We start from the raw sequence: 19689 nt of genomic DNA on the forward strand, positions 1-19689 counted from the left end.
TAAAGGGAATAAAAAAAGGGGCGGACTTCATATGGGGATTCGAAATTTACGTCAATAACACACCTTTCAGATACTAAAAAGGAGTGTTAATTAATGAACAAGAATGAACAATTTTATGACAAACAATACGAATATATGGATCAAATATTTGATGCAAAGGTAGAAGCTTACCATCATGACAAAGTAGAGTTAGTTGAGAAAAATGGCTTAAAGATAGATTTAAATATTCTAGAGCTGGGAAGTGGCAATGGAGAATTCGCAGTAGCAGCAGCGATGCATGGAAATCACGTTTCAGCTGTTGAAATCATTCCACGTGCCATAAGTAAAATGTTTGAGCTAGCTAAGGAAAATAATGTAACGAGAAGAATTAAGGCTCATCAAGACAGCTTCTATACCATTTTGCTTGCTGATAAATTTGATACTATATGTTATTGGGATGGTTTTGGGGTTGGAACAGATGCGGATCAACAATTATTACTTCACAATATAGATTATTGGCTAAAACCTGATGGTACAGTATTTATAGATGTTTTCGCACCTGCATATTGGGCTAAAACAGCGGGGCAATTTATGGAGCTTTCTAAGACAGTTTGTCGACAATATGATTTTGTTATAGACACTAATAGAATGCTAGATACTTGGTGGTTGACGGAAAACCCGGATGAAAAAAAGCAACAATCGTTGCGCTGTTATGAAGTAGCTGAATTCGAAAAAATGTTAATAGGTACTTCATTAGCTATTGAAGAGATTATTCCAGGTGGAAAAATGGACTATGATAACTGGATTTACCATAAGCAAGTGCCAATGGAAGAAGCAATGATATATACAGTAATTCTACGAAAAAAGTGAGGTTTAGACTATGACGTATGTTATCCGTCCTGCAACAATTGAAGATATAGCAGGTATAGCGAAAGTACATGTAGACAGTTGGCGCACAACTTACAAAGGGATAATAAAACAAGACTTCTTGGACAATCTAACATATAGCAGTAGAGAAGCATTATGGCAGCGTAATATCGAAAGTGAAGGGAATATTATTCTTGTAGGAGTGAAGGAAGAAGATCAACAAATTGTAGGTTTTATATGTGGTTCTCAAACTCAAGAAGGTGAATATCCAACATATGATGCGGATCTTACGGCCGTCTACCTATTTGAGCATGAGCAAGGAAAAGGAATTGGTAAAGCTATGTTAAAACAACTATTTGCAGAGTTTAAAAAACTCAATTACAGTTCGTCAATTGTGAAAGTATTAGAAGACAATTCATCTTGTCGCTTTTATGAAGCGATGGGGGCTGAATTTATCGACTCCAATCCAATTCAATTTGGCGGTGAACAATTAGAGTTACTTACGTATGGTTGGCCAAAAATTTAGTATATATAAAAATGAAAGCAGTCGATTTTAATAATCGGCTGCTTTCTATCTTTACTTCTTAATCGATTGGAAATCTGATTAATCACCAAAGGCGAATATTAATTCTGTCTCGCAAACTATTTCGCCATCTACAGTGGCTATTCCTTTGCCTTTCCCAATAGCACCTATTACTCGAGTTATTTCAACTTCAAGGCGTAGCTGGTCTCCAGGTATCACTTGGCGTTTAAAGCGGCATTTATCTATTCCAGCTAAAAGTCCTAATCGTCCTTCATTACCTTCTTTTGTAAGCATGACAATAGCGCTAACTTGAGCTAATGCTTCTACAATTAATACACCGGGCATAATGGGATAGCCTGGGAAATGCCCATTAAAAAACTCTTCATTTACACTCACATTTTTTATGGCAACTGCTTTTTTACCTTCTTCTAATTCGAGCACTCGATCTACTAATAGAAAAGGGTAACGATGTTTAATGATTTCTTTTATCTTTTGTGTGTCTAACAATATGTTTTCCTCCAAGGTCATAAATTGATACCTCTTCATATTAACACCTGGTGCTAATAGTTGGTAATGTTTTTTTCGAATTTTTAAGGAAAAATAATAAAATGGAATTTTAAAACCGTACTTTCAAGTTATTATATTCGAAGCATAAGGTACGAAAGTTTCCTAATATCTCGTACTTTATATATTTTAAGAGCATAAAAAAACGCTCAACAAGTGCTAATGCACAGGCTGAACGCTTTTGTTTTTAGAAGAATACTTTTTCAGTATTGTATTTCGCACGGAAATGGTTGATAGCAAATGTTTCGTAAATTTCACGTTCCATTTGATCTTCAACAACGAATACTTCAATTTTATGAACTTCGTTACGGTGATCTTTAATAGGTGAAACGTTATCTTCAAAGTGTTTTTTCACACGTTGACGGATTTTACGTGCTTTACCTACAAATAAAAGCTCATTTTCTTTGTTAAAGAACATGAAAAAGCCGCCTTTATCACGAGGGATTTCATGGAAATCAATAAATCCATAAATTGAAGGGATAATAGCGTCCCCTTCTTTAATTTTTTGTTCGCGTTGACGAATTACTACGTCTGGTTTTGGCATTTCAATTTTGATCAAAAAAATTCACGTCCTCATTATTATATAGTAGTTAATGCTACCATAATTGTGTTAGAAAAGCTATCGGATTTACTAGTTGACGAAATACACGTCTATTATAAAAAATTATGACCCTATTTTCAATTTATCCTTAAGCAAAATAGACAATTATTTTTACAGATCTTATTGCTGTATTTCTAAAATTTTTACGAGTCTAATAATCCAATATAGCATAATCCATGGGAGAACGAACTTTGTAAACCATTCCACTGTATTAGTTAGAAGATAGTGTGCGTTTATATCAAAGAATGGAAGAATTATCAAAATGACTAAAAATATTGTTATAGCTACTATCATATTTTTCATTCAGAAATTCCTTTCTTTCTGCCATTATATAATCGATATTTGTTTACTTTTCTAAGATGACTATTACTTAACATATATCAATCGTTGTCAGCAGTCAGTTCAAGTTGAGCATTGATGTCGACACCATTTAGCGCTTGTGTGGCAAGTCGGTCTGCCTCAGCATTCGATTTTCTTGGTACGAGCTCGTAATTAGGACGAATACCAAGCTTTTTTAATTTCTCATCAATTCGATCTGCCCATTTTGATAGGTCTTTTTCTAATAACGCCCATTCACCGCTCATCTGATTGATAACAACTTGTGAGTCTCCGATGAAAACGACAGGTAGATGGTGAACATTTAATTGCTCAAGCTCCACAAGACCCAAATAAAGTGCGGCATATTCTGCCTCGTTATTTGATTTCAGCACTTCAGAAGGGGCATTCTTCCTCACCCGATACGATTTTCCACTCTGTTCAAAATAAATAACGCAGCCTAAACCAGCATTGCTAGTCGTACGATCAAAGCCACCATCGAAATACACTGTAATATTATGAGGTTCAGTTTCAATCTCTTTAATGTAGCGTTTCAATTCCTTAATTGTCCAAGTGCAGTCAAATGAGTCAGTAAAGGTTATACTTTTGGCGCGTCCTGTCCGCTCAAGATCCTCTGCTACTAATAGTCCTTTTTCTGCAGGCATCTCCTCGGAGCGAAATATAGCTTCTGTTCCTCTTGGTGTTTTGTAAACCCATTCGATTGAGATGTTCATCGTTTTATCTCCTCTGCCTTTAAAATGAGCAAAAACCTCTTTGCAGTGTAATTCATAATTCGCCTTTTTCAAACGTTAAATTATATTTAATAGTTAATTTTTCCTTCACATAACAAAATTATACCTAAAAAATTATCGAGCTTACACTTAAGGACAAAGCAATTGCACTACAAAATTTAGTGCCCGGACAATTAGTTAATACAAATCATGGAAGGAAGTAGAGACTTTCGCAAAGTATAATTTATCGCGTTCAGTAAATATTAAGACAACGGCGTTTTTGTAATAATTATTAAGCTTGGTAGGTGATGTATTGACTCGTAAGAATATATTAATTCTAACTGTTTGCGCTTTAATCATCTCAGTATTTTATGCTGGTTTTAGTATTGCTGCTGATAAGGGACGGAGATATTATGAAGAATCAGGGCAAATGCTTTGGGATATAAATACTGAAGAGAAGATTATCGCAATTACATTTGACGATGGACCACATCCAAAATATACAGGGCAAGTTTTAGATTTACTCGCTAAATATAAAGCTAAAGCTACTTTCTTTGTTGTTGGAGAAATGGCAGAGAAGCACCCTGAGCTGGTTTTACGGGAATATAATGAGGGACATGAATTAGCTAATCACACATATTCTCACCCTTATAAGACGTCGCCAAAGAAATTTGAAGAAGAATTAAAAAAAACAAATGAAATAATTTACAGTATTACTGGCTTTTCTCCTGTATTATTTCGTCCTGTTGGTGGTCAATTTGATGAAAAAATGATCGATATTGCCACTAAAAACGGCTATAAAGTAGTGATATGGTCGTGGCACCAAGATACGGAAGATTGGAAAGGGATTTGGTCCCAAAAGATAGTGAATAAAGTATTGCAGGGTTCGAAACCAGGTAATGTGATACTATTTCACGATGGTGGTGGAAATCGGACTCAAACGTTAAAGGCACTTGAGAAAATAATACCTGAGCTTCAAAAGCAAGGATATAAATTTGTTACAATATCTGAGCTTATTGCCAGTGTAAATGGAAAAGTAAGTAATTAGAGATCTTCAACAGCTTATAATTGATATGAAAAAACGCCAAAATGAATTTGATAAATCGAGAAATTTAAGTAAAAAGTTACTAAAGCGTTTGGTGATGCAAGGAGGCATTTGCTAAACGCTTTTACTCATTTTAATTTTAAGCTTCTTTAGAGATGAGACTAAAGAAGTCTGAAAACCAATTAAAGTATGTGTTTTGTATAGTGTTTTTGTATAATATTTACCAATAATGTAGTGTTTTTATATTATTGAATAATCATTTAGTTATTATATAATAAGTAATGGTTACGATTATTATTAAAATAATAGGACTATATATTTACTTATTTAGGTTGGTGAGCTGTTTTAGCATGTCTGAAAATCGTTGTTACATACATAAAGTGAAAGCTGCCGAGGTGTTAGTAGACGAGAAAATTATTGTGTACTGTCCAAAATGTGCTGAAGCTAATATACATAAAATTGTTTTACAAGAAGAGAAAATATTAAAATCTGAGGAATTAGCAGACATAAGAAAGAGACGCCATATTGCAATGAAAGAGCTGTGGAAGAGCCTTGCGTTAGCATTTTACTTAGAATGCTTACCTATTTTCATCACTTTGTTTACACATTCGCCCAAAAGTTTATCCGAATATATCACTGGAGTAAAAGAACTGTATAGTCAGTTCCTATTCCAACCTATTGTTCAACTCATTGCCATTGGATTTATTGTGCTTGGCGGGTACTTCTGGATAGCTGCTATTAAAAGTCTAAAAGAGATAAAAAAAGAAGAAGCTACTTTATTGAAACCATTTGCAAATGAAGCTGAAGTCCATGAGAAATTCCAAACGCCAACTAAGATCGATCAAGTGAATGAATTTGTGAGAAATGTTAAAAAGAAATACGATAGTAATTTCTTTAGCCAACGAAAAATTCATCAAATGAGCCCATATGATTTCAAAATATATATGGCGAAACAATTGCAAAAACTTGATTTTGAAAATGTACGTTTAGCTAGGGATGATAGTGACTTTAAAGTAGATATTTTTGCTGACGGGCCAAATGGCAAAGTGGCATTCCGATGCATAAATGATATCAATTTAGTGAAAATGGATGAAGTACATAAAATTGCAGTAGAAAAAGTTTATTATGATTGCGAAGCATCTATCTTAGTAACCACTTCAGCTATAACAAAGGATGCGTTGGAGTTAGCTGAGACATTGCGAGTGACTATATGGAATGATCAAGTTTTGAAAGAGAAAATCATCTCTATTGAAAATGAACAATGGACCGAACATTTACAAGACTTTTATGATTACTCTGATCAAAATCTGAAAAAATATACAGAATTTGAAATGAGAAGACTAGCTCAGTCTTAAAGTTAAAACAAAAAGTTATCCTGCTATTATTTAGCAGGGTAACTTTTTTGTGTAAAGAACTCTTTATATCGAAAGCTGTTTCCATTATTATGCAAATAAATAATTCGAAGCAATGATTTTAACGACAGTCTAAATCTAAAATACTAAAGCTAACTAGTTAATAGATAGCATCTTTTTTTATCAATTGGATATTTAAAGAAAATAAACATTTCATATGATTCAGTATTAATGGCCGAACAAAATGTTAATTATCCACCTAAATAACCATATACCTGTCAAAAATTTATGTATATAATTTTAGTAGATTGATAAATTTGGAGGATAATTATGAAAAAAAATCAATTAAATTTCTTTAAAATGATGTTAGCACTAGTAGTAGTTTTCGCGTTTGCATTTGGCGCTTTAACAACTAAGACGAAAGCCGCAACAACAACTGAGGTTGATACGGTTACTTTAACAAATGACAAATCAAAAATGCTTGATAGAAAATTCAAAATGGGCACAGATATTATAAAAGTAACTGTACCAGCTGACGGCTTACTTACGATGAAACTAAATGATCCTAAAGAACGTGAAATAGCTCTTCTACTAGTAAATGAATTTGATATTAGTCAATTAGAAGATATCAAAGATTTTGATCTATCAGCATTAGAAAAATTGGAAAGTACATTTAATGATGTAGAATTATTTGGTTATGCGATAAATTCAGAACTTACTTGGTATGATCCATCAATGCATTCCATTTCTGTTGGTTTGAAGAAAGGTACATATTATCTTTTAGCATATAAATTAGACTTTGGAAAAAATAAAGGATACAGTACTAAATTATCTTTTAAAGCAGGTAGCAACTATGAAAAAGAATCAAACAATTCAGCTTCAAAAGCAACACCAATCAATTTAAACAAAACATATAATGCATCTTTTAATCTTATTGATGAAGATGATTATTACAAAGTAACTGTTCCACAAGCAGGTTTCTTGAAAGTTTATGCAGATCAAAAACATAGTACGAAATTTAAAATGAAAGTATTAGATGATAAAAAGAAAACGGTTAAAGGCTTAAAAGTAACAAAAGATAAACGAAAATATACTGGTTCTGTATATTTACCAAAGGGTACTTATTATGTAAAAGTAAGTGCAGATATGATGGATTCATTGTATGACAGTGTTTCATACACGTTTAAAACTTCAGTAAAATCAACAAAGCTTAAAAGTTCAGCTGTAAAAGTGATTAATAAAAAAGGTACTAAAAACGATAAAGTACTTGTTTCTAACTTAAAAGCGGGATCAACTGTAAAAGTTTATGCAGATGCTAGAAAGAAAAAACTAGTAGCTTCAGCAGTAAGTACTACTGATAAAGATACAATGAAATTAAAAACATTAAGTAGTAAAGGCGGTAAATTATATATTACCGTTAAAAAACCTAGTATTTCTGAAAGTATCGTTTTAAAAGTGAATTATTAATAAGTAAAGCCACTAGCGAAGTAAGACAAGCTAGTGGCTTTTTATTTTGTAATGACACTCAAAATTAGTAGAGAAATTTAACTATGTAAACGACAAGTTGTACTATGCAAAACCTTATAATAGCAAGGGTTTAATCAAGTATTATGAGATAGAGAAACGTTGAATTTACTGATGTATACTAAATATTCAACTTGGTGTATGTAGTAGAGAAAAGTCATAATTTAAATAATAAAGACCTCGTACTTTGTTAACGGAAAAATAAAATATATAATAGATAAAGCTATCTACTATCAAATATGAATAGAAGATGGTTTTTAGTTATACATATTACGTTATTTGGCAAATATGAGTGTAAAGGATATAAACGATTTTCAAAATAGATGAGGTGTTTCATATAGAAAAGCAATTGGCAAAGAGGATGATCGCATTAATGGCTGTATTAAATGAGGATATACAAAACATTGATTTTAATGTATCCACTCAAATCGCAGCGTATATGCAGGAAGGGCTGTTGGGTGACTTTGCAACGGCTACGACTGGGATTGGCTATTTTTACGATAATATTAAAGATTATGACAAAGCGGTTCAATGGTATAAATTAGCCACTGAATTAAATGTCGCAGAAGGGCAGTTTTGTTTAGCTAATTACTATTATGAAGGACTTGGCGTTCAGGAAGATATAGAGAAAGCCTTTCAACTTTATGAAAGAGCAGCATTACAAGGTCATGCAGACGCTGCCAATAATCTAGCTGATATGTACTTCAATGGTGAATATGTTAAAGAAGACATGGATGAAGCGTTTAAATGGTTTACAATAGCAGCGAATGCAGGTGTAAAAGAAGCTCAATTTACTCTAGGTATTATGTATGAACAAGGGCTTAGTGTAAAAGAGAATATGGGACAAGCATTGATATTATATAAAACTTCAGCAGAAAATGGATATACAGAAGCGCAATATCGGTTAGGGAATATGTATGATCAAGGCATTGGGGTAAAGGAAAATAAGGAGTTAGCTTTTCAATGGTATAAAAAGGCCGCAGAAGAAGGCAATGTAGATGCTGAATATAATGTGGGTTATATGTTTCAAAATGGAATTGGAACAACCGTAGATTATGATTTAGCACTAATATGGTATAAGTGTGCAGCAATGCAAGGAGATGCAAGTGCAAAGGTGCGAATCGGAGAAATGTACGAATTTGCTATGGGTGTCCCGATGGATATAAATTGTGCGATTGTTTGGTATGAACGTGCCATCAGTGCGGGAGATGAATTAGCAAAAAAGCATCTCGAACGTTTAGGAAATTATTAATGGTTGGTAAACCTGATGAGTAGAAAAGTACTCATCAGGTTTTTTCGTTTTTGGAAAGAGGTAAGTGATATTTATAGGTGGATAGATCATCAATTTCTTTATTTTAATGATTTATCAAATAAACAGGAAAAGCACATTCAATGGGCAAATGAAAAATCACTTTGAATGTGCTTTTATGTTTTGAAAATATACTATCTTTTATATTAAACACGGACAAATCTATATCGATCTTTTATATTACGTTTAAAATAGATACCTTTTGAGTCAGCTTCCATCAATTCGTTATAAATTCTCTCAGGAACGCCGAAATATTCATAAACACCATCTTTAAACTCGATTCTTAAAATCATTGCACTAGGGTCGAAGCCCACATTTACTAATTTTGATGAAGTAACAGAAACCATATTCATTACGATCCCCTCCTAATTTTAGTATATACGAAAGCGCTTTCAAAAGATAGGTAATTGTTTAATATTGTAATATTATATTGACTTTTCCAATTCAAATAAATTACTGTTTAAGTATGGAATACTATACATTTTTTTATTCGAAATTAATGTAAAAAATACTTACTATTGGGGGAATGCCAAGTGATTAGAATGGCTACAGCACTAGACATTGAGCAGCTTGCTCACTTTTTATCCAGCTGCAATGCCACTTCAAGGCGACATATAGGTCACTGTGGTCAAGATGAGCAAGAAATAAAGTCTACATTACGACAAAAATTTTCAGACTTACCTTTTGAAAAGTCTATGATTATTGCGCTTGAAAATGAACAGATTGTTGCAGCCATTGGGCTTGATTTCGATGAGGATGATCAATCTGCTGAAGTATGGGGACCGTTTGTTCAAAATGAAGTAACGGAAGTGCTGTTACCTGAAATGTGGATGATGTTATGTCATCAGCTGCCAATGCCTTTGAAACATCCTCAATTTTTCATCAATGTTGAAAATGAAGTTGCGATAGCTTTTACAAAAAACGTTGGTGCAAAAATGAGAGGGCATCATTATATCTTACATAAAGACCGTCAAAATCATAAGTTTAAAAGTACGGAAGAAATACTTCAATTGGATCCCGCTAATGTCGAAGCCTTTCAAAACTTACATGACTTAGCCTTTCCAGGTACGTATTATAATGCACAAACGATTTTGTCACGTCTGAATGAGAATCAAGTTGTATTTTGTTATTGTGATAACGAAGGATTAAAGGGGTATGTCTATGTCGAAGCAGATGCCGAGAACGGAGAAGGTACGATTGAATATATTGCCGTTGATGGTCGGTTTCGTAAGCAAGGTATAGGAAGAAAATTACTATTGCGTGGTTTAGATTTTTTATTTACATATAATTCGATTACAGTAATTTCTTTAACTGTTCAAAAGAATGAGAGCGGTGCAATTCAGTTATACCGATCAGCAGGCTTCAACATTGTACATGAACTTGTATTTATGAAGTGAATTTTCAAATAACAGGGGGTATCATTATGTGGGAACAACGATTAATCGAAACAACTCGTGGAACGTTTGAAGTTTTTGTAAAGGGGGATGGCTCGCCACTTTGTGTAACACATTTATATAGTGAATTTAACAGTAATGGCAACACAGTTGCAAACCCTTTTACTGAGCATCATACTGTATATTTAGTGAATCTAAGAGGGGCAGGACAATCTGCACCATCTCTTACAGAGCATGATTTAAACATGAGAGAATCTGTGAAGGACTTAGAAGCCATTCGAGAAGCGCTACAGCATGAAAAATGGGCTTTTGTAGGGCATTCAACAGGGGGCATGTTAGCGCTAGTATATGCTATTTTAGCGGGGGCATCTTTAACAAAAGTCATCGCAGGAGGAGCAGCAGCGTCTAGCGAATATATGCGACATAAAGGTAGTATTTACTGCAAAGACAATGAAAATAATGAACGTATTAGAGATATTATGCAACAATTAAATGATCCACAAAAGCCATTGGAAGAGCGTCGAAAGTTAAATCGCGAGTGGACTGAGATGTCTATCTATTATAAAGACCGCTATGATGAATACTTTAACCGTCCAAATAGCGGAAAAGTAGTAAGTGATCGTCTAAACTACTATTCGTACGTTGAATTAAAGAACTATGATTTGAGAACACAGCTACCAGAAATAACTGTTCCGACATACATATACTGCGGATTATATGATACACAATGCCCTTATGATTTTTCACGAGAAATGGCGGAGCTAATACCAAATGCGCAGCTGTTTACGTTCGATGAAAGCAACCATTATCCATTCGTAGAGGAAGAGGAGAATTTTGCTGAATTTGTTAAGGCTACACTATAAATTTTAAGAAAGCTGCTGCTGGAGTTTAGTGTTAACTTTCTCCATCAGCAGCTTTTATCTTTAAGAAAAAACTTGTTTATATTTGACATACATATTGATACAAATAAAAATACCAGGCGTAAAAAGAGCGCCTGGCTAACCGGTATTAATCTTCAAATAAATCATCCATTAATTCTTGGATTTCTTTATCTCGTGTATGTCTTGCTGAAGGGTCAATTGTAACTCTTCCTTGGTGAAAGATTAAGACATCGCCAGGTTGGACACCATTCGGTAATTCAGAAATGGCTATATCCTGCATACCATCTTCAAACTCTATGACGGCTATTCGACTTTCGAAACGATCAATTATCCCAGTTTTCATTATTGATTGTCCTTTACTGATATTTCTGAACCGTTGGATGTAAATACTATATTGCCCTGTTTATCTGTTCTATATACTTTTGCGCCAACTTCTTTTAGTCGATTTAATGTAATAGTAGTAGGATGACCATAGCCATTTGTAGCACTTACACTAATGGCAGCATAAGTTGGTTTCGCTTTTGCCAAAAATGCTTCAGATGTTGCTTCTTCAGCTCCGTGATGACTTACTTTTAGAACGTCTACTTGTGGTATTAAATTACTTGCTAGCATATCATCTTCAGCAGGGAATTCAGCATCACCAGTAAATAGAAATTTATTATTACCATTCTGTAAAAGTAAAACAGCACTCCAGTCATTTAAATCACTTTGACTATATGTAGTAACCGGTGCAATGAATTTTAATGATAAATTTTCTTCTTTCGTTGGTATTTCCACCCCTGTTTTAGCTGGTGTAATTTTCAAACCTTGGTTCTTCACAGCAGTTAAGAAATTTTTATAAGCAATGGTTGTATGACTTACTTTTGGTGCGTACACTTTCTTAACTTTTATTGAATCTATGACTTCAGCGAGGCCGCCAACGTGGTCAGCATCCGGGTGAGTAGAGACAACAGCATCTAATGTTTTCACATTATTCTTCTGTAAGTAAGCAACAACTTCATCACCTGCCCCTTTATTACCAGCATCAATTAAGACATTTTCATTTTTGGACTGTATTAAAATAGAATCACATTGGCCAATGTCGATTATATGTACTAAGACATCGGATGCTTTACCTGTAAAAGGCTGGTCTGTTGATTTGTTTGAATCATTTGAGTCCGTAAGCTCAAAAATTAATCCTATAGCAATTAATAAAACTATAAATATACTTGTTTTTTTCATATAAAAACCTCCATTTACCACTTTAACATTGATAGTACCTGATTTGTAGGGAGGTGAGAATTATTTGATAATAGACTATTTTTAGAATAATTACTAATAATTTGAAACAAATGTCAATGTCAAACGACTTATTAGTATGTAATGAAAAGAGGTGATGTGTTGAGCAAATTTCAAGTTAATATTGAAGAGCTATATGATGATTATTACCATGATGTATATCATTTCGCATTGTATTATACGAACAATAAACAATAAACAATAAACAAGAAGCAGAAGACATCACACAAGAAACTATCTACGCTGAAATTTAATTCGCATAAAAATACTTATACTCTGCTGGTATTTAAAGGGGATGTACGAAGTCGAATAGAAGTTAATAATAGAGTTACATTGCATTTCAAAATTGTACCACTTATAGATTGTTTCGAGTATGAAGCACTTGAAATAGTAAGAAAGTGAGAAGATGGTGTATATCCTACAATCGATGATTATTTAACTAAAAAGAATTGAGAGGTGTGTCTGAAATGCACTATAAAAGCTATGAAACACGTCATATTTTCATGGTGTTAGCCATTTGTACACTGTTATGTTCTCCTTTTTTTATATTGTTGGCACCATTAGGAGTTGCGCATACAATTTATTATGATTATGGTGTTCGCCTTGTATATGTACCATCGATTAATTATTGGGTGTATGGTGTTGGCTGGTTTTTGATCTTTTTAGGATTGTCTTTATTATTTTTATTTAAATTAAGAAAGTCTTCGATTGTGGTGGCCGTCATTTGCTTGATTGGCAGTGCTATATTTTTTTACGGTGGCTCAAAGTCGTTTGTCACAATAACTGATGAAACCATTACTTATCGAGGGGTTTTTGCAAAAGAGGAAAGTAATTATGAATGGATTGAAGTAAGTAAGGTCAATTATTACCAAATGTCCGAAATGGATCCTGAAACTTCGTATTATGAGTTCGAATTTAAAGATGCTAAAAAGCTTATTTTGAAGGAAAATGGAAAAGTAAGTGAGATTCAGGGGTTGATAGAAAGTAGCGTCATAAATGCGGATGGGGAATTTAATACGATTGAAAAAGAAGAAGAGTAATACACAAAAACCAGCTCCGAGAATAATTTCTCATTAGCTGGTTTTGTTGTGTAGACTCTATAGATTAAAGAATATCCCGATTAGAGAGTATATGATAATAGTCGAGAATAAAATAGTCATATGGTATAGAGAAAAAATAAACATTGATTTTGCCCATTTCTCCGGGTTCTCTTTTCGTTTTCCTGAAATACTGATTAGAAGCCACCAAATACTTAGAATTAGAGCAACTAACATAAGGCCTATACTTAATGTACCAAGTAAAAGGCTAACTCCTATTAATAATACTAAATAGATATTTGTTTGAATATACGTACGGCGCATACCTTTTACGACAGGAAGCATTGGTACGTTTGCTGCTTTATAATCATCATGCTTACGAATGGCGATTGCATAGAAGTGAGGCATTTGCCATAACACAGTTAATACAAATAACCCGATAATAGCAGGATGCGTAATATCTTGAGATATTGCGGCCCAACCAATTAGAGGAGGCATTGCTCCGGAGATACTTCCGATTTCTGTATTATATATAGTTCTGCGTTTGCTCCACATTGTATAAGGAACCACATAAACAAATAAACCTATGAATCCCATAAGTGCAGCCATTGGTGTTGCGTAAGCAAGAGCACCTAAGCCGATAATCGTCATTGCAATAGCTAAAATAAGGACCGTTTTAGCACTGATTGTACCAGTTACAGTTGGTCTATTTTTTGTTCTTTGCATGACAGCATCGATATCACGGTCATATAAATTATTAAATGCACCTGCTGCACCAATTACTAATGCAGAACCAAATAGAGCGCATATAATTTCTAGAGTTTTGTCAAATGGGCTTATTTGATTTTTATATAAAGCTAATGTTAATCCTGCAATCATAGGAATCAAATTTGATTTGATAATTCCAGTCTTAACCGTTTGGGCTAATATTTTTGATAGAGGTTGCTTCGGCATCGTTTCGGACGATGATTCTACACTCTGATCAACTTTTACATCACTTTGCATTGTAAACCTCTTTCCTATTAATCATAAATAATAATACTTTTAAAGCTCTATATTATAGTATCTCTTAAAAACTGCAAAAGTTCCAGTAAATCAGAGCATAATTCTACGTAGATAGTACTTTTTAGACACAAAAAAAGTAATAAATTCTTCACATATGCATTGTTTGAAGGTGTATCATTTTTATTGGAATATTGAAACGATATAATTCGGAATTTATCGTTATATGGAAAATAACTAATTTGTGCAAAATAAAACTTTAAAATTGATTCGTGTAAACTAGTGGGAAATTACAGAATGTATTTGGAAATCCCCTTGAATATTATTAAAGTTAGATTAATAACTATTTGGAGGAGATATAGACCATGAAAACTGAAAGGATGCTCTCTGTTTTGATTTATTTATTGCAGAAAAAGAAAGTATCTGCTGAAGAATTAGCGGTTAAATTTGAAGTAAGTAAAAGAACTGTATATCGTGATATGGATGCATTATCATCAATCGGTATTCCTATTATTTCATACTTAGGAAAGAATGGAGGATTTACCCTAATCGATACTTATCAATTAGATAAATTCACCTTCAATGAAGAGGAAAAGAAATTCTTATTGGAAGGATTATCATTGAAAAGTGAATTATTTGATAGTCATCAATTATCAATTTTACAAAGAAAAATAGAGCTATTGCAGGAAAATAATGAAGACTATCATCCGCCAATTACTGTATTATCATCCACACTACATCGTGAAACAATAGAAGAAGAAACAAAAGAAAAGGTAAAAAGTATACTTTCTGTAATTGAAGATGGACATAAAATTTGCATCTCTTATGTGTCACAAACCGCGAATTTATCTAATCGCATTATTCAGCCAATAAAACTAAATTTTATGAATGGAAGCTGGTATTTAGAGGCTTTTTGTGAAGAAAAAGAGGCTTTGAGATTATTCAAGTTAACTAGAATAAGGAATATGGTAGTCATAAAGGACAAGGCTAGATCAGTTTATAATCATAACAATAGTTATTTAGCGAATAGCGATACGAATGTGGAGCAGATTACATTACTGTTTTCAAAAAGTGAACTTGGGAAATTATATGATTTTTTTACTGAAGAAGAAATATCGATACTTGAGGATGGACGTATTAAGGTCACCTTTCATTACGACGTTAACAAAAACATACTGCCATTTATAATGATGTTTGGTAGACAGGTAAAAATTCTTTCACCACAATGGCTGAAAGATAAATATATGAATGAAATAGAAATTATTTATAAAAGCTGACAGACAGTTGTCATATTATGAATGATATTCTTCTTGTATAAACGAGAAGGAGGAATTGCAATGCATACAGCAATTAATGAAAAACAGATTTATGGAAAAAGTGTTAGAACGAATAATCAAAATACAGAAGAAATTATTAAATTGTGGGAGGAGTTTCTGCGATTAAATTTAACGGGTGAGATATATGCAGTTTATAGTAATTATTCAAGAGATTTTACAGGTGATTATGATCTACATATCGGTACTGAAGAGCCAAATACAAATGATGTAAGTACCATAATTCCAGAAGATAACTACCTAGCCATAGAAGTAGACAATATGGATCCAAAAGGTGTTTTCAAAGCTTGGGAGAAAATCTGGAAAAGTGATATCGACAGAGCTTATAATACGGATTTTGAGCATTATTGTGAAGACGGTAGTATTAAGATCTATCTATCGGTCAATTTATGACTATCAAGTTTGATCACTACCAGGAGAGTGAACAGATAAATAAGAAAAACCGACAATTAACAGCTGTTGAATCTAGCCGTCAAAATTCTTGGACTGACTCCGCAATACATGAAAACCTTATTGCAACAAAGAGATTAGTCTATAACTCATGTGGATTTGTGTGTTCTCAACCTCTAATTGAATCACAAAATGCAGCATATGGAGCCTATGTATTAAAGTTAAATGATCTTTCGATTAGATTTCGCGTAGCTAAGATAACGCCTACTAAAATCGGACAATTTGTGACTTTGTGGGAGAGGGTTGGGGATGGACCAATTCAACCTTATGACGTATCAGATTCAGTCGATTTCTTTGTTATCAGTGTCAAAAAAGATGATCAATTTGGTCAGTTTGTATTTCCAAAAGATGTTTTATGTAAGCAAGATATAATATCCAATAAAGGGCAAGGGGGTAAACGTGCAATTCGCGTTTATCCACCTTGGGATAAGCCTATAAGCAAGCAAGCTAAAAAAACACAGAAATGGCAACTAAAATATTTTTTAGAGATTCCTCGAAATACAGCAGTAGACTGTGTTCGTGCGAAGATTCTTTACAGTCTAAAATATTAGGTATACTTAGCATATAGACTTTTGTATTGTATTTTAAGCAACCATTTTGATCGTTCTAGGCCAAATTGTATACAAGGTTTATAACTTAATAATTATTCTAAAATAAAGTGTTGACAAAAATGAAACTAGCCCGTATAGTATGGGATATTGATTTAAAATTTTCTGAAATAATATTTCAAAACGCAATGATTAGGAGTAGTAAAAGCTCATTATTTGGTCTAGAGAGCTGCGGGGTGGTGCAACGCAGTCCAATAATACTTTGAACTTGCCTAGGAGTGGTAGAGTGAAAAAAATAGACAGACTATTCTTTTTATTTTAACGTTTAACCTTCGTTACCAGGTTTTTAAAGTTGGGTTCATGAATAAGAACCAATAAGAGTGGTACCGCGGTTTGCTTAAGGCATATCGTCTCTTCTTTCATTTGATGATGAAGGAAGAGACGATATGCTTTTTTTGATTAATGGAGGTAAGGATATGGAAAGTGACAAACAAAATTTACAGAGAACAATGACTTCACGACATATAACGATGATGGCATTAGGTGGAGCAATAGGCGCAGGATTATTTAAAGGGAGTAGCGCAGCCATTGATATGGCAGGACCATCAGTACTACTAGCGTACTTAATTGGTGGTATCATTCTATTATTCGTTATGCAAGGATTAGCTGAAATGGCAGTCCGCAATAGCAATGCAAGGACATTTAGAGATTTAGTTCAATCGATTTTAGGCAAGTACCCAGCATATTTTTTAGACTGGATTTACTGGAAAATGTGGGTGTTAAACATCACAGCTGAGTCTATTGTTGCTGCGATCTTCATACAATATTGGCTACCAGATTACCCAATTTGGATACTTGCTTTATCAGTATCAGTGTTAGTAACAGTTATCAACTTACTATCAGTTAAAGCTTTTGCTGAAACGGAATACTGGCTTGCGTTAATAAAAATTACCGTAATCATAGTGTTTATCATAGCCGGTTTCATATTATTGCTCGTAACTTTCGGTGATCATACAGCTGTTGGATTTTCTAACCTAACGAGTCATGGTGGTTTCTTCCCGAACGGCCCAACAGGTTTAATTACTGCGATGCTTGTAGTTATTTATTCTTATGGTGGAACAGAAATTATTGGTGTCACATTAGCTGAAACGAAAAATCCTGAAAAAGTGGTGCCAAAAGCAGTTCGCAGTACATTAGTACGAATTATTTCTTTCTATCTAGTACCATTCTTAATTATCGTCAGCTTGATTCCTTGGAATGAAGTTAACGGAGTACCAGAAAGTCCGTTTGTTATGGTATTCAAAATGATCGGTATCCCAGGGGCAGATCATATTATGAATGCGGTTGTGTTACTTGCAATTATTTCATCAATGAATTCTGGATTATATGGCTCATCACGCGTGCTATATACTCAAGCTATGGACGGGCGTATTCCGAAAGTCTTTTCAAAATTATCGAAAAAGAAAGTACCGGTATACTCAATACTATTATGTACATCTGTCCTATATATTGGTGTGTTAATTTCATTGTTTGCAGGGAGCAAGACTTTTGATTTTCTAATGGGTTCTCTAGGATATACTGTATTATGTATATGGTTAATCATTGCAATTGCTCATGTGAAATCGCGTAAAAAACAGCCTGAGCAAACGAGTGCTTATGCCGTTAAATGGTTCCCTTATACAACTTGGTTTGCCATTATTGCTTTAAGTGCAATTCTGATTGGTATTATTTTCACAACATCAATTATCGTTACTAGTATTACACTAGCAATCTATATTTTCATTACTATAACTTATATTTATAAGGGTCGTTTGCATCAAAATGAAGCTTAATATTTAATGGAAAAAACGCTTGGAAGATAGATTATCCAAGCGTTTTTTCTATTTTTTTATAAAATCAGCGATTAGCTGAACGGTCTTCCTAGTCTCTTCTTCAAAAAATTCCATCTTACTAAAGTAGCTATGGATTAATCCGGGCATTACAACATGATGGCATGGAACACCTGCTTCTTTTAAACGGCCTGCATAGGAAACGCCTTCGTCAAAAAGAACATCATATTCCGCTGCAATAATAATGGCTCTTGGTAAATAGCATAAATCATCTTGCAGGAGAGGGGAAACGGCACTATTTCGATAATCTTCTTCGTTATTAACATAATGCTCTCCAAACCAACTCATACCATCACGATCTAATCCAAGGTCATGAGCATAGTATTCATAAGAATTAGTGGTCATATCCATATTCGTCACTGGATAGATTAGTGCTTGTGCAGTTATGAGTGGACCATTTTGCTCTTTTGCCATATGTGTAACAACTGTTGCTAGGTTACCACCGGCACTATCTCCTGCAACGACAATATTCGTAGAATCTCCATGTAATTCCGCTGCAAACTCATAAACCCATAAAAGTGCATCAAAGGCGTCATATAAAGGAGTTGGAAATTTATATTCTGGTGCAAGGCGATAGTCGACAGAAACAACGATGGCATTTGCTTCAGTTGCTAATAAGTGACAACCTGCATCCACCGTTTCTAAATTACCGAAAACCCATCCTCCTCCATGATAGTAAACAATGATAGGAAAAGGTCCTTTACCGTTTGGCGTGTATATGCGAACGCTAATTTCACTCCCATCTCGAACAGGTATTTTACGATCTATTATTTGATTTAGTAATGGTAAGTCAAGCAATGGTTTTGTGCATTGTGCTCTTGCTGCCCGAACCTCATCTGGTTGTTGAGTATAGTATTTGGGTGATTTTTTGGCGTCTGCGATATATTGTTTAGATGTATTTGTTAAGTTACACATTAAATTATTCATCAAATCATCCTTTCGAGTTCAAAGTTAGATTAATACTATTATACACTATTCCTATAAGAAAGGTAGGGATTTGTTTTTAGGTAACAAAAAAGCAGACAGAATTTAACGCTATGTAGCGAAAAGTTCTGTCTGCGATGAT

21 protein-coding genes and 1 other annotated feature are annotated in these 19689 nt (G+C 33.8%); of the genes, 13 read left to right on the forward strand and 8 right to left on the reverse strand.

Features of this window, described 5'->3' with window-relative positions; genetic code table 11:
* Positions 1-93: 93 nt before the first annotated feature.
* Complete coding sequence (locus tag MHH85_RS05555; protein ID WP_340706208.1) at positions 94-849, forward strand: class I SAM-dependent methyltransferase; 756 nt, start codon at positions 94-96, stop codon at positions 847-849.
* Between the two features lie 10 nt (positions 850-859).
* Entirely contained in the window at positions 860-1372 is a 513-nt protein-coding gene (locus tag MHH85_RS05560) for a GNAT family N-acetyltransferase (RefSeq protein ID WP_340706209.1), read from the forward strand.
* A 78-nt stretch (positions 1373-1450) separates the two neighbouring features.
* Here the strand turns inward: MHH85_RS05560 and fabZ are convergent, their stop codons facing one another.
* The 3 genes from fabZ to MHH85_RS05575 all read right to left on the reverse strand — a co-directional run bounded on the left by fabZ (position 1451) and on the right by MHH85_RS05575 (position 3583).
* Positions 1451-1876, reverse strand: a complete 426-nt coding sequence (gene fabZ, locus MHH85_RS05565) for a 3-hydroxyacyl-ACP dehydratase FabZ (RefSeq protein ID WP_193740272.1) — start codon at positions 1874-1876, stop codon at positions 1451-1453.
* A 244-nt stretch (positions 1877-2120) separates the two neighbouring features.
* Positions 2121-2492: a nucleotide excision repair endonuclease gene (locus MHH85_RS05570; protein ID WP_053416132.1), complete on the reverse strand. Its 372-nt coding sequence runs from the start codon at positions 2490-2492 to the stop codon at positions 2121-2123.
* 422 nt (positions 2493-2914) lie between these two features.
* Positions 2915-3583 (reverse strand): ribonuclease H family protein, encoded by a 669-nt coding sequence (locus tag MHH85_RS05575; RefSeq protein WP_340706210.1) that lies wholly within the window; start codon positions 3581-3583, stop codon positions 2915-2917.
* 310 nt (positions 3584-3893) lie between these two features.
* Between MHH85_RS05575 and MHH85_RS05580 the strand changes: the two genes are divergently transcribed.
* The 4 genes from MHH85_RS05580 (at position 3894) to MHH85_RS05595 (ending at position 8753) form a co-directional block, all read left to right on the forward strand.
* Positions 3894-4628 carry a polysaccharide deacetylase family protein gene (locus tag MHH85_RS05580; RefSeq protein ID WP_227752101.1) on the forward strand — a complete coding sequence of 245 codons (735 nt, stop codon included), beginning with the start codon at positions 3894-3896 and terminating at the stop codon, positions 4626-4628.
* A 347-nt stretch (positions 4629-4975) separates the two neighbouring features.
* The gene (locus MHH85_RS05585; RefSeq protein ID WP_340706211.1) at positions 4976-5980 is read left to right on the forward strand and encodes a restriction endonuclease; all 1005 of its coding nucleotides are present in this window, start codon (positions 4976-4978) and stop codon (positions 5978-5980) included.
* Positions 5981-6307: 327 nt separating this feature from the next.
* Positions 6308-7444, forward strand: coding sequence for a hypothetical protein (locus MHH85_RS05590; RefSeq protein ID WP_340706212.1), 1137 nt, complete (start codon positions 6308-6310; stop codon positions 7442-7444).
* A 430-nt stretch (positions 7445-7874) separates the two neighbouring features.
* Positions 7875-8753 carry a tetratricopeptide repeat protein gene (locus tag MHH85_RS05595; protein WP_340706213.1) on the forward strand — a complete coding sequence of 293 codons (879 nt, stop codon included), beginning with the start codon at positions 7875-7877 and terminating at the stop codon, positions 8751-8753.
* Between the two features lie 203 nt (positions 8754-8956).
* On the opposite strand, the gene MHH85_RS05600 is transcribed toward MHH85_RS05595, so the two are convergent.
* Complete coding sequence (locus MHH85_RS05600; protein WP_193740267.1) at positions 8957-9163, reverse strand: KTSC domain-containing protein; 207 nt, start codon at positions 9161-9163, stop codon at positions 8957-8959.
* A 189-nt stretch (positions 9164-9352) separates the two neighbouring features.
* Here MHH85_RS05600 and MHH85_RS05605 point away from each other — a divergent pair, with 189 nt between their 5' ends.
* Positions 9353-10207, forward strand: a complete 855-nt coding sequence (locus tag MHH85_RS05605) for a GNAT family N-acetyltransferase (protein ID WP_340708126.1) — start codon at positions 9353-9355, stop codon at positions 10205-10207.
* 26 nt (positions 10208-10233) lie between these two features.
* Positions 10234-11067 (forward strand): alpha/beta fold hydrolase, encoded by an 834-nt coding sequence (locus MHH85_RS05610; RefSeq protein WP_340706214.1) that lies wholly within the window; start codon positions 10234-10236, stop codon positions 11065-11067.
* 145 nt (positions 11068-11212) lie between these two features.
* Here the strand turns inward: MHH85_RS05610 and MHH85_RS05615 are convergent, their stop codons facing one another.
* Both MHH85_RS05615 and MHH85_RS05620 read right to left on the reverse strand, forming a co-directional pair.
* A complete protein-coding gene (locus MHH85_RS05615; RefSeq protein ID WP_340706215.1) occupies positions 11213-11428 on the reverse strand; it encodes a DUF3006 domain-containing protein in 216 nt (71 codons plus the stop codon).
* A complete protein-coding gene (locus MHH85_RS05620; protein WP_340706216.1) occupies positions 11428-12306 on the reverse strand; it encodes a ComEC/Rec2 family competence protein in 879 nt (292 codons plus the stop codon). Before MHH85_RS05620 ends, MHH85_RS05615 begins: the two co-directional genes overlap by 1 nt.
* 524 nt (positions 12307-12830) lie before the next feature.
* On the opposite strand from MHH85_RS05620, the gene MHH85_RS05625 reads away from it, so the two are divergent.
* Positions 12831-13403, forward strand: a complete 573-nt coding sequence (locus MHH85_RS05625; RefSeq protein ID WP_340706217.1) for a hypothetical protein — start codon at positions 12831-12833, stop codon at positions 13401-13403.
* Positions 13404-13460: 57 nt separating this feature from the next.
* On the opposite strand, the gene cyoE is transcribed toward MHH85_RS05625, so the two are convergent.
* Positions 13461-14405 (reverse strand): heme o synthase, encoded by a 945-nt coding sequence (gene cyoE / locus MHH85_RS05630; protein WP_340706218.1) that lies wholly within the window; start codon positions 14403-14405, stop codon positions 13461-13463.
* Between the two features lie 362 nt (positions 14406-14767).
* On the opposite strand from cyoE, the gene MHH85_RS05635 reads away from it, so the two are divergent.
* From MHH85_RS05635 to MHH85_RS05650, 4 genes are all read left to right on the forward strand, one after another.
* Positions 14768-15679 carry a helix-turn-helix transcriptional regulator gene (locus MHH85_RS05635; RefSeq protein ID WP_340706219.1) on the forward strand — a complete coding sequence of 304 codons (912 nt, stop codon included), beginning with the start codon at positions 14768-14770 and terminating at the stop codon, positions 15677-15679.
* A 60-nt stretch (positions 15680-15739) separates the two neighbouring features.
* The gene (locus MHH85_RS05640) at positions 15740-16129 is read left to right on the forward strand and encodes a GyrI-like domain-containing protein (RefSeq protein WP_340706220.1); all 390 of its coding nucleotides are present in this window, start codon (positions 15740-15742) and stop codon (positions 16127-16129) included.
* Positions 16126-16737 carry a MepB family protein gene (locus MHH85_RS05645; RefSeq protein WP_340706221.1) on the forward strand — a complete coding sequence of 204 codons (612 nt, stop codon included), beginning with the start codon at positions 16126-16128 and terminating at the stop codon, positions 16735-16737. The genes MHH85_RS05640 and MHH85_RS05645 overlap by 4 nt, the downstream gene beginning before the upstream one ends.
* A 176-nt stretch (positions 16738-16913) precedes the next feature.
* Positions 16914-17152 (forward strand) — a binding site (T-box leader).
* A gap of 58 nt (positions 17153-17210) precedes the next feature.
* Entirely contained in the window at positions 17211-18566 is a 1356-nt protein-coding gene (locus tag MHH85_RS05650; protein ID WP_193740254.1) for an amino acid permease, read from the forward strand.
* A gap of 48 nt (positions 18567-18614) precedes the next feature.
* Here MHH85_RS05650 and MHH85_RS05655 read toward each other — a convergent pair whose 3' ends face one another.
* Positions 18615-19550 carry an alpha/beta hydrolase gene (locus tag MHH85_RS05655; RefSeq protein WP_340706222.1) on the reverse strand — a complete coding sequence of 312 codons (936 nt, stop codon included), beginning with the start codon at positions 19548-19550 and terminating at the stop codon, positions 18615-18617.
* Between the last annotated feature and the right edge of the window lie 139 nt (positions 19551-19689).

The sequence above is a fragment of the Viridibacillus sp. FSL E2-0187 genome, assembly GCF_038006425.1.
In the GTDB taxonomy this organism is placed as follows: domain Bacteria; phylum Bacillota; class Bacilli; order Bacillales_A; family Planococcaceae; genus Viridibacillus; species Viridibacillus arvi.

Bases quoted from the DNA above. Each gene is read 5' to 3' on its own strand.
- MHH85_RS05555 (WP_340706208.1), top strand. From the start codon at position 94: ATGAACAAGAATGAACAATTTTATGACAAACAATACGAATATATGGAT.
- MHH85_RS05560 (WP_340706209.1), top strand. From the start codon at position 860: ATGACGTATGTTATCCGTCCTGCAACAATTGAAGATATAGCAGGTATA.
- MHH85_RS05575 (WP_340706210.1), bottom strand. From the start codon at position 3,583: ATGAACATCTCAATCGAATGGGTTTACAAAACACCAAGAGGAACAGAA.
- MHH85_RS05585 (WP_340706211.1), top strand. From the start codon at position 4,976: ATGTCTGAAAATCGTTGTTACATACATAAAGTGAAAGCTGCCGAGGTG.
- MHH85_RS05590 (WP_340706212.1), top strand. From the start codon at position 6,308: ATGAAAAAAAATCAATTAAATTTCTTTAAAATGATGTTAGCACTAGTA.
- MHH85_RS05595 (WP_340706213.1), top strand. From the start codon at position 7,875: ATGGCTGTATTAAATGAGGATATACAAAACATTGATTTTAATGTATCC.
- MHH85_RS05600 (WP_193740267.1), bottom strand. From the start codon at position 9,163: ATGAATATGGTTTCTGTTACTTCATCAAAATTAGTAAATGTGGGCTTC.
- MHH85_RS05605 (WP_340708126.1), top strand. From the start codon at position 9,353: ATGGCTACAGCACTAGACATTGAGCAGCTTGCTCACTTTTTATCCAGC.
- MHH85_RS05610 (WP_340706214.1), top strand. From the start codon at position 10,234: ATGTGGGAACAACGATTAATCGAAACAACTCGTGGAACGTTTGAAGTT.
- MHH85_RS05615 (WP_340706215.1), bottom strand. From the start codon at position 11,428: ATGAAAACTGGGATAATTGATCGTTTCGAAAGTCGAATAGCCGTCATA.
- MHH85_RS05620 (WP_340706216.1), bottom strand. From the start codon at position 12,306: ATGAAAAAAACAAGTATATTTATAGTTTTATTAATTGCTATAGGATTA.
- MHH85_RS05625 (WP_340706217.1), top strand. From the start codon at position 12,831: ATGCACTATAAAAGCTATGAAACACGTCATATTTTCATGGTGTTAGCC.
- cyoE (WP_340706218.1), bottom strand. From the start codon at position 14,405: ATGCAAAGTGATGTAAAAGTTGATCAGAGTGTAGAATCATCGTCCGAA.
- MHH85_RS05635 (WP_340706219.1), top strand. From the start codon at position 14,768: ATGAAAACTGAAAGGATGCTCTCTGTTTTGATTTATTTATTGCAGAAA.
- MHH85_RS05640 (WP_340706220.1), top strand. From the start codon at position 15,740: ATGCATACAGCAATTAATGAAAAACAGATTTATGGAAAAAGTGTTAGA.
- MHH85_RS05645 (WP_340706221.1), top strand. From the start codon at position 16,126: ATGACTATCAAGTTTGATCACTACCAGGAGAGTGAACAGATAAATAAG.
- MHH85_RS05650 (WP_193740254.1), top strand. From the start codon at position 17,211: ATGGAAAGTGACAAACAAAATTTACAGAGAACAATGACTTCACGACAT.
- MHH85_RS05655 (WP_340706222.1), bottom strand. From the start codon at position 19,550: ATGAATAATTTAATGTGTAACTTAACAAATACATCTAAACAATATATC.